Source organism: Burkholderia latens, from assembly GCF_001718795.1.
GTDB classification, from domain to species: Bacteria; Pseudomonadota; Gammaproteobacteria; order Burkholderiales; family Burkholderiaceae; genus Burkholderia; species Burkholderia latens_A.
Map to the genome: position 1 here is coordinate 541,006 of NZ_CP013438.1, position 12,156 is coordinate 553,161.

Below are 12,156 nucleotides of genomic sequence, written 5' to 3' on the forward strand. Positions count from 1 at the left end.
GGAGAAATCAACTATGTTCTTCGATGAGCTTAACGATGAAGAGTGGTTGCGTATTTCGGCACTGATCGCCGACGAACCCATCCGGCTGAACCGCCGGGGCCGACCACGCGCGGAACCGCGTGTGGTCGCCAATGCGGTGCTGTGGATCCTGACGACCGGTGAAGCGTGGTCCAAACTGCCCGGACGCTATCCGTCCGGGCCGACGTGCCGGCGCCGCTACGAGGAGTGGCTCGCCAACGGCACGCTGCTGCAGATGATCGACGTGCTGACCCAGTTCAGCGGGCGCACGTTCGCCTACGTGCCGCCGCCGCCGGTTCCTGCCGCACCGGCGTGCCGGGCCGAGCCCGCGCCTGACAACGACCGTCTGCGTGGCGTGTTCTGGCAGAACCCGGAGTCGTGGCAACTGCCGGTCGCCCAGGCAAACGTTTGGGAGGAGGGCGCGACGGTGGCTGCGCGATCCGACGAGCGCGCGAGCCCGTCGTCTGCCGTGTCGTTCTCGGTGCCGGGCGCGCCACCCGCGGCGTCGCGCCACGGGCGCCCGTCCGCCGCGAGCTTCGCGTCGGCCGAGCCGCAGGTCGACGACTATCGCGGCTATACGATCTACGGGACTGCGCAGCCGGTGCAGAACCTGATGTACCGCGCTTGGGCCGAGATCATGCAGGACGACCGGCGCGTCGAGCGTTCGGGCCTGATCGGCCCGCGCTTCACCGACGCGGAAGAGGCGCAGCAGTACGCGCTCGACTGGGCGCGTCAGTGGATCGACCGCCACGGTGCGAGCGACGAACCGGTGCGTGCGCCGCAGAGCGAGGTGCTGGCCGGGCTGTCCGCGCTGGCGCGCGCGGAGTCGGACATCAAGCGTTTCATCGCCGAGCGTCGCACGGGCGGATTGGGCGAAAGCCGCAACGATCCGGTGCAGTCCGAGCGTCGCGAATACGCTTATCGCGTAGGTTGATCGTCATCCGGGCGGACCCGCGCGGGCATCGTGGTTCACGATGCCCGCGCGTTTTTTTGTCTGCCGTCGCGTCTGCCGATGCTCGCGACGCCGGGCGCGCGATCCGCGCACCCGGCATGCGCGGCGTTACTGCCGGCCGTAGGTATCGTCGAAGCGGACGATGTCGTCCTCGCCGAGATATGCGCCCGACTGCACTTCGATCAGCTCGAGCGGCATCTTGCCCGGGTTCTCGAGACGATGCGAGACGCCGAGCGGGATATACGTCGATTCGTTCTCGGACAGCAGGAACGTTTCGTCGCCGCGCGTGATGCGCGCGGTGCCGCGCACGACGATCCAGTGTTCGGCGCGGTGGTGGTGCATCTGCAGCGACAGTCGCGCGCCCGGCTTGACGACGATGCGTTTGACCTGGAAGCGCTCGCCGTTGTCGACCGAGTCGTAATGGCCCCACGGGCGATGGACCTTGCGGTGATCGGTCGCTTCCGCGCCGCGTTCGGCCTTGATGCGGCCGACGATTTTCTTCACGTCCTGCACACGGGATTTGTCGGCGACGAGCACGGCATCGGGCGTTTCGACGACAACCAGGTTCTGCGTGCCGACACACGCGACGAGCCGGCTCTCCGCATGCGCGAACGTCGATTCGGCGTTTTCGAACAGCACGTGGCCGCGGCCGACGTTCTCGGCGTCATCCTTCGGCAGGATTTGCCAGATCGCGTCCCACGAACCGACGTCCGACCAGCCCGCGTCGAGCGGCACGACGACGCTTTCGCACAGCTGCGGCTGGTTTGCGAGCGGCTCCATCACCGCGTAGTCGATCGAGTTCGACGGCGATGCGGCGAACGCGTCGCGATCGACGCGGAAGAAGTCGCCGTCCTCCTTGCCGCGCGCGACAGCCTGTTCGCATGCCGCGTAGATCTCGGGTTCGAGCTGGCGGATCGCATTCAGCCACACCGACGCGCGCACGATGAAGATGCCGCTGTTCCACCAGTATTCACCGGACGCGACGTACTGCTGAGCGAGTTCGAGGTGCGGCTTTTCGACGAAGCGGTCGAGGCGGCGCACGTCGAGATCGCCGGTGGCGGGGTCGCCGAGCGGCGCGCCGACGCGAATGTAGCCGTAGCCGGTCTCGGCGCGGCCCGGCACGATGCCCATCGTCGCGATCTTGCCCTGCGCCGCGCAGTGTACGCCGGCCGCGACGGCCGCGTGAAAGCGCGGCTGGTCGGCCACCGCGTGGTCGGCCGGCATCACCGTCATCACCGCATCGGCGCCGCCCGCGACGATCCGCAGCGCGGCCAGCGTCAGCGCGGGCGCCGTGTCGCGGCCGAGCGGCTCGAGCATGATCGACGCGCGCTTGCCGGTCAGGCGCAGCTGTTCGGCGGTCGTGAAACGGTGATCTTCGCCGCACACGATCAGCACGTCGTCGTTCAGCGGATGGCCGGTGGTCAGCCCGTCGAGCCGCAGCGCGGTCGATTGCAGCAGCGAGTGATCGCCGAGAAGGCCGATCAGCTGCTTCGGATAGTGCTCGCGCGACATCGGCCACAGACGCGTGCCCGAACCGCCGGCAAGGATCACCGGCTGCACCGCGACGCGCGACCCGGCGTCGGTGGCGGCGGAAGTAGAAGGGCGCGTATCGGCTAACACGTCCGGAGCATTCATGGTGACACTCTCCTCGTTTGAAGTCAGTGCCTGTTTTGTAGCATGAAGTAAATCGACAATAAAACCGGCGTTCTTCGCGCGATATCGATCGCGCACGTATCCGGGAAAAATTTCCGCGATAGCGTCAGATGCAAACAAAAAAATAAAAAATAATTCGGCCAGGCGCGCGGCTGGCCCTTCCAGCAAGGCGATGGCAGGAATCGTAAAGTTGCCGAAATATTCGCGTTTCGCGCTCAAGTCGGGAAAACGTGCCGAATTAATTCGCGAATATCGCGGCAAGAATTTCCGATTATTTTTCGAAATACTTGTGCGCTTGAGGTGGAATTTTCTTGTCGCTTCAATAGCGTCATGCAACGTTTGAACCGGATGCGCGGCACGGGCTGCGCAAGGAGCTGTTCGGCTAACGCCTGTTCACAGAAGAGGAAGCAGACATGTTGAGCGTGCTGGCGAGAGTCATCGATATCGCGATGGTCGTGTTGGGGGCGTTGATCGCCGCCGCGCTGCACGGCGGCAGCATCTGGCTCAACGACCTGCAGCGCACGACGGTGCTGTTCGATTGCCTGCTCGTCGTCGTGTTCTTTCCGGCGGTCGGCATCTACCAGTCGTGGCGCGGCAAGCGTCTCATCGGGCTGGTGGTCCGCGTTGCGTTCGCGTGGCTGGTCGTCGAACTCGCCGGCATCCTGTTGAGCTTCAGCTTTCACCAGTCGGGCGAGCTGTCGCGGTTGTGGCTCGGCTACTGGGCGCTCGTCACGATGGCGTTGCTCGCGGGCTCGAAGGCGTGCGTGCACGTGGTGCTGCGGCAACTGCGCCGCGGCGGCTACAACCTGAAGGCGGTTGCGATCGTCGGCGGCACGCCAGCCGCGCGGCGGTTGATCGCGCAAATGCGCGCACGGCCGGAAGCGGGTTTCAATCCGGTATGCGTATACGACGAAAGCGACGTGCCCGGCGAGGTCGCGCTCGACGACGTGCGCATCGAGCGGCAGTTCGAATCGCTGGTGTGGCTGGTGCGCAGCCGCGCGATCAGCGAGCTGTGGCTCACGCTGCCGATCACCGAGGAGCGGCGCATTCACCAGATCGTGACGGTGTTTCGCCACGACTTCGTGAACATCCGTTTCATCCCGGACGTGCGTACGCTGTCGTTCTTCAACCAGGAAGTGGTCGAGCTGCTCGGCGTGCCGGCGATCAACCTCGCGGCGTCGCCGATCACCGACGTGCGGATCCTGCCGAAGTTCGTGTTCGACCGGCTGTTCGCGCTCGCGGCGCTGACGATGCTCGCGCCGCTGATGCTGATGATCGCCTGCCTGATCAAGCTGACGTCGCCCGGGCCGGTGTTCTTCCGCCAGAAGCGCAAGGGCATCGACGGGCACGAGTTCGAGATCTACAAGTTTCGCTCGATGAAGGTGCACCAGGAGGTGGCGGGACAGGTCACGCAGGCGACCCGCAACGACTCGCGCGTGACGCCGGTCGGCCGCTTCCTGCGCCGCACGAGCCTCGACGAGCTGCCGCAGTTCATCAACGTGCTGAAGGGCGAGATGTCGGTCGTCGGCCCGCGGCCTCATGCGCTCGCGCACGACGACATCTACAAGGATCTGGTGAAGGGCTACATGTTCCGCTACCGGATCAAGCCGGGGATCACCGGATGGGCGCAGATCAACGGCTATCGCGGAGAGACCGACCAGATCGAGAAGATGATGGGGCGCGTGAAGCTCGATCTGTATTACATGCAGAACTGGTCGTTCTGGCTCGACATCAAGATCGTCGTGCTGACGCTGTGGAAAGGCTTCACCGGCAGCAACGCTTACTGACGCGTGACGCGCGAGCGCGCGCACATTCCGGTTTCACGAATTTCGAATCATTGGTCACGAGGTCCGACACATCATGAATCTGACTATCATCGGCAGCGGTTATGTAGGCCTTGTCACGGGCGCCTGTCTCGCCGACATCGGGCACGACGTGTTCTGCCTCGACGTCGATCAGTCGAAGATCGACATCCTGAACGATGGCGGCGTGCCGATCCACGAGCCGGGGCTGAAGGAAGTCATCGCGCGCAACCGCTCGGCGGGCCGCCTGCGTTTTTCGACCGACGTCGAGGCCGCGGTCGCGCACGGCGACGTGCAGTTCATCGCGGTCGGCACGCCGCCCGACGAGGACGGCTCGGCCGACCTGCAGTACGTGCTCGCGGCGGCACGCAACATCGGCCGCTACATGAAAGGCTTCAAGGTGATCGTCGACAAGTCGACGGTGCCGGTCGGCACGGCCGAGCGCGTGCGCGCGGCGGTGGCCGACGAACTCGCGAAGCGCGGCGACGACGGCCAGATGTTCTCGGTCGTGTCGAATCCGGAATTCCTGAAGGAAGGTGCGGCGGTGGACGATTTCACGCGGCCGGACCGCATCGTGATCGGCTGCGACGACGACGTGCCGGGCGAGCGCGCGCGCGAACTGATGAAGAAGCTCTACGCGCCGTTCAACCGCAACCACGAACGCACGCTGTACATGGACGTGCGCTCGGCCGAATTCACGAAATACGCGGCGAACGCAATGCTCGCGACGCGCATCTCGTTCATGAACGAGCTCGCGAACCTGGCCGACCGCTTCGGCGCCGACATCGAGGCCGTGCGCCGCGGGATCGGCTCCGATCCGCGCATCGGCTATCACTTCCTGTATGCGGGCTGCGGCTACGGCGGCTCGTGTTTCCCGAAGGACGTCGAGGCGCTGATCCGCACCGCCGACGAGCACGGCCAGGCGCTGCAGATCCTGAAGGCGGTGTCGTCGGTCAACGCGGCGCAAAAGCGCGTGCTCGCCGACAAGATCGTCGCGCGCTTCGGTGAAGACCTGACCGGCCGCACGTTCGCGATCTGGGGCCTCGCATTCAAGCCCAATACCGATGACATGCGCGAGGCGCCGAGCCGCGAGCTGATCGCCGAGCTGCTGTCGCGCGGCGCACGCATCGCCGCGTACGACCCGGTCGCGCAGCACGAAGCGCGCCGCGTGCTGGCGCTCGATCTCGCGGCTCACCCGAGCTGGCTCGAGCGGCTGACGTTCGCCGACGACGAAGCGCAAGCCGCGCGCGACGCCGACGCGCTCGTGATCGTCACCGAATGGAAGGCATTCAAGAGCCCGGACTTCGTCGCGCTCGGCCGGCTGTGGAAGTCGCCGGTGATCTTCGACGGCCGCAACCTGTACGAGCCGGAGACGATGAGCGAGCAGGGCATCGAGTACCACCCGATCGGCCGGCCGGGCTCGCGTCAGGCGGTCGCCGCCCGCGTGCCGGGCGCCGCGCGCGCGAGCGCGTAAGCCGCGCGTTGCCGCATCGCCGCGCTGCCGTCACCACGCCGTTACCCGTTACCGATTCGAGCTGCCATGTTCCGGAACATCCTGATCGTCTGTCACGCGAACGTCTGCCGCAGTCCGGCGGCGGAGATGCTGTTCAAGTCGCACGCCGCGTCGCGCGGCGGCCCGCGCGTGACGTTCCACTCCGCCGGCGTGCGGGCGAACGACGGTGACGGCATCGATCCGGTGATGCGGCGGCTGCTCGCCGAGCGCGGCGTCGATGCGACGACGCACCGGTCGCGGCGGCTGTCGCGCCGGATCGTGCGCGACGCCGACCTGATCCTCGTGAGCGAGCGCGAACAGATCAAGGCCGTCGAGGCGGTCGATCCGTTCGCGCGCGGCAAGGTCCACCTGCTGGGCAAGTGGGAGGACGCGGAGATCGCGGATCCGCATGGCGGCCCCGAGGCCGACTATCGCGAGAGCTACACATTGATCGAACGTCTGGTTCAAGGATGGCTGCAAAAACTATGCTGAAACGTCCCATGCGCCCGCTGGCGCTCGCCATTGCGCTGACGACTTTCCTGTCGGCCTGCGCGAGCGCGCCCGGCAACTATCTCGACTCGTCGAACCTGAAGGACGAAGGCCGGCAGGGCCAGCCCGAAACCTATCCGGTTCATTACATCGACGCGAAGCTGGTGATGGATCAGCTGCAGAAGCAGCAGGTCGAGCATCCGCTGCCGCCGGGCCGTTACACCGATCCGTCGCAGTATGTGTATCGCGTCGGCCCGCAGGACATTCTCGGCGTCACGGTGTGGGACCACCCGGAGCTGACGACGCCGCAGGGCCAGTCGTTCTCGAGCGGCGGCAACACGACGCAGTCGGTCGCGGGCGCGCTGCAGCAGCCGTATACGACCGCGTTGCCGGGCCAGGCGGATCCGTACGGCCAGACCGTGGCCGCCGACGGCACGATCTTTTTCCCGTTTGTCGGCCGCATCCGCGTGGCCGGCAAGACGGTGGCGCAGATCCGCGACGAGATGGCGTCTACGCTCGCGCGCTACGTGAAGAATCCGCAGCTCGACGTGCGCGTGCTGTCGTTCCGCAGCCAGAAGGTGCAGGTGACGGGCGAGGTGAAGCAGCCGGGCCCGCTCGCGGTGAGCGACGTGCCGCTGACGCTGGTCGACGCGATCTCGCGCTCGGGCGGTTCGACCGCCGAGGCCGATCTGCAGCGCGTGCGCCTGACGCGCGACGGCAAGCTGTATACGCTCGACGCGAACGGCGTGCTCGATCGCGGCGAGGTGAAGCAGAACGTGATGCTGCAACCGGGCGACATCATCAACGTGCCGGACCGCAGCGACAGCCGCGTGTTCATCATGGGCGAAGTCAAGACGCCGGTCACGGTGCCGATGCTCAAGGGCAAGCTGACCATTGCCGACGCGCTGACGGCCGGCGGCGGCATCCTCGACACCGACGCGAACCCGCGCAAGATCTACGTGATGCGCGGGATGCGCGACAACCCGACGAAGCCGGAAGTGTTCCGCCTCGACATGACGCAGCCGGATGCGCTGATGCTGTCGAGCCGCTTCCCGCTCCAGCCGCTCGACGTCGTCTACGTGAGCACGGCCAGCTCGGTGCAGTTCAACCGTGTGCTGCAGCAGGTGCTGCCGACGATCCAGACGATCTTCTACATGCGGCAAATCACGCGCTGATAGCCCGCCGGGGCGGCGCCTCCGCCCCGGCACCACTCAAGCGGGAACGAATGGTGAACACGCAAGCGAAACACTCCTACGCGGACCTGACCGCCAAAACCGAGGAAGAGGACGTCGTCCTCGGCCAGCTGCTCCAGGTGCTCATGGACGACATCTGGCTGCTGCTCGGGATCGCGGTGACCGTCATCGCGCTCGCCGGCCTGTACTGCTACGTCGCGAAGCCGGTCTACCAGGCCGACGTGCACGTGCGGGTCGAGGGCAACGACAACACGACGCAGGCGCTCACGCAGACGCAGACGGGCGCGATGATCAACAGCGGCCCGCAGCAGGCGCCGACCGATGCGGAAATCGAGATCATCAAGAGCCGCGGCGTCGTCGCGCCGGTCGTCGAGCAGTTCAAGCTTAACTTCTCGGTCGTGCCGAAGACGCTGCCGCTCATCGGCAGCCTCGCCGCGCGCGTCGCCACGCCGGGCCAGCCGTCGCGCCCGTGGTTCGGCCTGCGCTCGTACGCATGGGGCGGCGAGCTCGCCGAGGTGGACACGATCAACGTCGTGCCCGCGCTCGAAGGCAAGAAGCTGACGCTGACGGCCGGCCCGAACGGCACGTACACGCTGGTCGACCCGGACGGCCGCCGGCTGTTGTCGGGCCGCGTCGGCGAGTCGGAGCAGGGCGGCGGCGTCACGCTGCTCGTGCAGAAGCTCGTCGCGCGTCCCGGCACGCAGTTCACCGTGGTCCGCTACAACGATCTCGACGCGATCACCGGCTTCCAGTCCGGCATCCAGGTTAGCGAGCAGGGCAAGCAGACGGGCGTCGTGCAGATTTCGCTCGAAGGCAAGGATCCGGATCAGACCGCCGCGATCGCGAATGCGCTCGCGCAGTCGTACCTGAACCAGCACGTGATCGCGAAGCAGGCCGAAGCGACGAAGATGCTCGACTTCCTGAAGGGCGAGGAACCGCGCCTGAAGGCCGATCTCGAGCGCGCGGAAGCCGCGCTGACGCAGTACCAGCGCACGTCCGGCTCGATCAACGCGAGCGACGAGGCGAAGGTCTACCTCGAAGGCAGCGTGCAGTACGAACAGCAGATCGCCGCGCAGCGCCTGCAGCTCGCGTCGCTCGCGCAGCGCTTCACCGATTCGCATCCGATGGTGATCGCCGCGAAGCAGCAGCTCGCCGAGCTGCAGGGCGAGAAGGACAAGTTCAGCAACCGCTTCCGCAGCCTGCCGGCGACCGAAGTGAAGGCCGTGCAGCTGCAGCGCGACGCGAAGGTTGCCGAAGACATCTACGTGCTGCTGCTGAACCGCGTGCAGGAACTGTCGGTGCAGAAGGCCGGCACGGGCGGCAACATCCATCTCGTCGATTCGGCGATGCGTCCGGGCGACCCGGTCAAGCCGAAGAAAGTGCTGATCCTGTCGGCCGCGGTGTTCCTCGGGCTGATTCTCGGCACCGGCGTCGTGTTCCTGCGCCGCAACCTGTTCCAGGGCATCGAGGATCCGGACCGCGTCGAACGCACGTTCAACCTGCCGCTGTACGGGCTGGTGCCGCAAAGCGCCGAGCAGGTGAAGCTCGACGCGATGGCCGAGAAGGGGGGCAGCCGCGCGCGTCCGATTCTCGCGAGCCTGCGTCCGAAGGACCTGAGCGTCGAAAGCATGCGCAGCCTGCGCACCGCGATGCAGTTCGCAATGATGGACGCGAAGAACCGCGTGATCGTGCTGACCGGCCCGACGCCGGGCATCGGCAAGAGCTTCCTGACCGTCAACCTCGCGGTGCTGCTCGCGCATTCGGGCAAGCGCGTGCTGCTGATCGACGCGGACATGCGCCGCGGGATGCTCGACCGCTACTTCGGCCTCACCGTGCAGCCCGGGCTGTCCGAGCTGCTGAGCGACCAGTCGCCGCTCGAGGAAGCGATTCGCGAGACGCCGGTGCAGGGCCTGTCGTTCATCTCGGCCGGCACGCGGCCGCCGAACCCGTCCGAGCTGCTGATGTCGGCGCGTCTGCCGCAATATCTCGAAGGGCTCGGCAAGCGTTACGACGTCGTGCTGATCGACTCGCCGCCGGTGCTGGCGGTGACCGACGCGACCATCATCGGCCGGATGGCCGGCGCGACGTTCCTCGTGCTGCGCTCGGGCATGCATACCGAAGGCGAGATCGCCGACGCGATCAAGCGCCTGCGCACCGCGGGCGTCGATCTCGAAGGCGGGATCTTCAACGGCGTGCCGCCGAAGGCGCGCGGCTACGGCCGCGGCTATGCGGCCGTCCACGAATACCTGAGCGCTTGACCGCATTTCACGACACCGGGCCGGCGCGAGCGGCGCCAGTCCGGCCGACGGGAGAACCCTCGATGAAAATTTCCGTGCTCGTTCCGACCTACCGGCGGCCCGCCGACCTCGCGCGGTGCCTGCTCGCGCTGCAGCGTCAGCAGCGGCTGCCCGACGAGGTGATCGTCGTCGCGCGCCCGGAGGACGATGCCACGCACGAGCGCCTCGCCGATCCGTCGGTCGGCGGCGCGCTGCCGCTGCGGATCGTGCCGGTTGACGTGCCGGGGCAGGTCGCCGCGCTGAACAAGGGGCTCGATTCCGCGAACGGCGACATCGTCGCGATCACCGACGACGACGCGGCGCCGCGCGCCGACTGGCTCGCCCGCATCGAAGCCGTATTCCTGGCCGATCCGCGCGTCGGCGCGGTCGGCGGCCGCGACTGGGTGCACGAGAAAGGCCGCGTGCTCGACGAGTCGCGCGAGCTCGTGGGCCAGCTCACGCTGTCCGGCAAGATCGTCGGCAACCATCACCTCGGCGTCGGCGGCGTGCGCGAAGTCGACATGCTCAAAGGCGCGAACATGAGCTACCGGCGCACGGCGATCGAGCGGCTGCGTTTCGATACGCGGTTGCGCGGCGCGGGCGCGCAGGTGCACAACGACATGGCGTTCAGCATGCGCGTGCAGCGCGACGGCTGGAAGCTCGTCTACGACCCGGCGATCGCGGTCGATCATTACCCGGCCGAGCGGTTCGACGACGACCGGCGCGATGCGGCGTCGCTCAATGCGATCAGCAACGGCGCGTACAACCTGCATTTGATCCTGCGCGAGCATTTGCCGCCGGTGCGGCGCGAGATCGCGTGGTGGTGGTGGACGCTGGTCGGCACGCGCGTCTATCCCGGTCTCGCGCATGTGCTGCTGTCGCTGCATACGCCCCGGCGCGACCGCGTGCTCGAGCACTGGCGCGCGGTGCGCCGCGGCGCACGCGATGCGCGCCGCGCGGATCTTGCCCCCCGCCGTGCGGCGATGCCGCCGGTGACGTCTTGAACGGGTCGCGCGCGATGCGCACGGCCAACCCTGGAGGGCTCGACATGAAACAACCCCGACGTTCGCCTGGCGGCGCGCAGTCCCGCCATCTTCCGGAAGCTGCGGCATATCCGACGGTCCGGCGGAGGCTGACATGACTTCCACGAAGGTTCACGTCCATCTGTTCTATGGCGCCGATCCGCGTACCTATCGCAAAGGGGAGAACATCGGCTGCCTGTACGGCTATCACCATGCCGAATCCGACGAATTCCGGCTGACCTATTCGGAGGATCGTCGCGAGAGCCGCGTCGCGAGCGTCGCGCGCCGTGCGCTGAAGGCTGCACTCGGCTTCGACGTCGTGCATGCATGGCGCAATCGCACCGCGCTCTTGAACACTGACGTGATCTGGACGCACACCGAGCAGGAGCACCTCGCCGCCGCGCTGATCCTGAAGCTCGCCGGCGCGCAGGGCAAGCGCCCCCTCCTGCTCGCGCAGAGCGTGTGGCTGTTCGACAAGTGGAACGGTTTCGGCGGCCCGCGCCGCTGGCTGTACCGCAAGCTGCTCACGCGCGCCGACGCGCTGACGACGCTCGCTCGCGACAACGCCGAGCTGTGCCGCCGCTACCTCGGGCGCGAAGCGGAGTTCGTCTATTACGGACTGAACACGCAGGATTTCCCGCCGGTCGAGCCGCAGCAGTGGCAGCCGCACCGGCCGCTGCGAATCGCCGCGATCGGCAACGACCGCGACCGCGACTGGCGCACGTTCCTCGCCGCGTTCGGCGGCGACGAACGCTACGACGTCCGGTTGGCGACGCGGCGCCGCGTGCCGCGCGAGTGGCACGCGCCGAACGTGAAGATCGGTTCGGCATCGGGCCTCGCGAAGCAGCATGAACTGTATGCATGGGCCGACGTGATCGTCGTGCCGCTGCGGCCAAACTTCCATGCGTCGGGGATCACCGTGATGCTCGAGGCGGCGGCGGTGGGCAAGCCGATGATCGTGTCCGACGTCGGCGGGCTCAGCGACTACTTCCCGCACGACACGGCGGCGTACGTGCCTGCGTTCGATGTCCAGGCGATGCGCGATGCCGCCGATCGCTTCGCGGCCGATCCGGTCGCGGCGCTCGCATGCGCGCGCGCGGCGGCGGCCTGCCTGCGCGAGCGCGACCTGACCACGCAGGCGTTTGCCGAGCAGCACGTGCGAATTACGCGCGACATGCTGCGCCGGCGCCGCACGCCGGCGGCCGCGGGCCTCGCGATGCCGCTCGCGGATTCGGGCGCGTCGTCGCGGTGAGTGAGGA

The 12,156-nt window shown here is 67.3% G+C and carries 9 protein-coding genes; 8 read left to right on the top strand and 1 reads right to left on the bottom strand.

Going from position 1 to position 12,156, the window contains the following annotated elements:
- Positions 1-13 precede the first annotated feature (13 nt).
- Positions 14-952 carry a transposase gene (locus tag WK25_RS21760; protein WP_040139315.1) on the top strand — a complete coding sequence of 313 codons (939 nt, stop codon included), beginning with the start codon at positions 14-16 and terminating at the stop codon, positions 950-952.
- Positions 953-1,078: 126 nt separating this feature from the next.
- Here the strand turns inward: WK25_RS21760 and WK25_RS21765 are convergent, their stop codons facing one another.
- Positions 1,079-2,605, bottom strand: coding sequence for a mannose-1-phosphate guanylyltransferase/mannose-6-phosphate isomerase (locus WK25_RS21765; protein WP_069242714.1), 1,527 nt, complete (start codon positions 2,603-2,605; stop codon positions 1,079-1,081).
- A gap of 431 nt (positions 2,606-3,036) precedes the next feature.
- Between WK25_RS21765 and WK25_RS21770 the strand changes: the two genes are divergently transcribed.
- From WK25_RS21770 to WK25_RS21800, 7 genes are all read left to right on the top strand, one after another.
- Positions 3,037-4,410 carry an undecaprenyl-phosphate glucose phosphotransferase gene (locus WK25_RS21770; RefSeq protein WP_040139317.1) on the top strand — a complete coding sequence of 458 codons (1,374 nt, stop codon included), beginning with the start codon at positions 3,037-3,039 and terminating at the stop codon, positions 4,408-4,410.
- Positions 4,411-4,483: 73 nt separating this feature from the next.
- Positions 4,484-5,899: a UDP-glucose dehydrogenase family protein gene (locus WK25_RS21775; protein ID WP_040139318.1), complete on the top strand. Its 1,416-nt coding sequence runs from the start codon at positions 4,484-4,486 to the stop codon at positions 5,897-5,899.
- A gap of 66 nt (positions 5,900-5,965) precedes the next feature.
- The gene (locus WK25_RS21780) at positions 5,966-6,409 is read left to right on the top strand and encodes a low molecular weight protein-tyrosine-phosphatase (protein ID WP_040139319.1); all 444 of its coding nucleotides are present in this window, start codon (positions 5,966-5,968) and stop codon (positions 6,407-6,409) included.
- Positions 6,403-7,581: a polysaccharide biosynthesis/export family protein gene (locus tag WK25_RS21785; protein ID WP_069242715.1), complete on the top strand. Its 1,179-nt coding sequence runs from the start codon at positions 6,403-6,405 to the stop codon at positions 7,579-7,581. Before WK25_RS21780 ends, WK25_RS21785 begins: the two co-directional genes overlap by 7 nt.
- A gap of 50 nt (positions 7,582-7,631) precedes the next feature.
- Positions 7,632-9,857: a polysaccharide biosynthesis tyrosine autokinase gene (locus tag WK25_RS21790; RefSeq protein ID WP_040139321.1), complete on the top strand. Its 2,226-nt coding sequence runs from the start codon at positions 7,632-7,634 to the stop codon at positions 9,855-9,857.
- A 62-nt stretch (positions 9,858-9,919) separates the two neighbouring features.
- Positions 9,920-10,879 carry a glycosyltransferase family 2 protein gene (locus tag WK25_RS21795; protein ID WP_069242716.1) on the top strand — a complete coding sequence of 320 codons (960 nt, stop codon included), beginning with the start codon at positions 9,920-9,922 and terminating at the stop codon, positions 10,877-10,879.
- A gap of 133 nt (positions 10,880-11,012) precedes the next feature.
- Positions 11,013-12,149, top strand: coding sequence for a glycosyltransferase family 4 protein (locus WK25_RS21800; RefSeq protein ID WP_069242717.1), 1,137 nt, complete (start codon positions 11,013-11,015; stop codon positions 12,147-12,149).
- Positions 12,150-12,156: the final 7 nt, after the last annotated feature.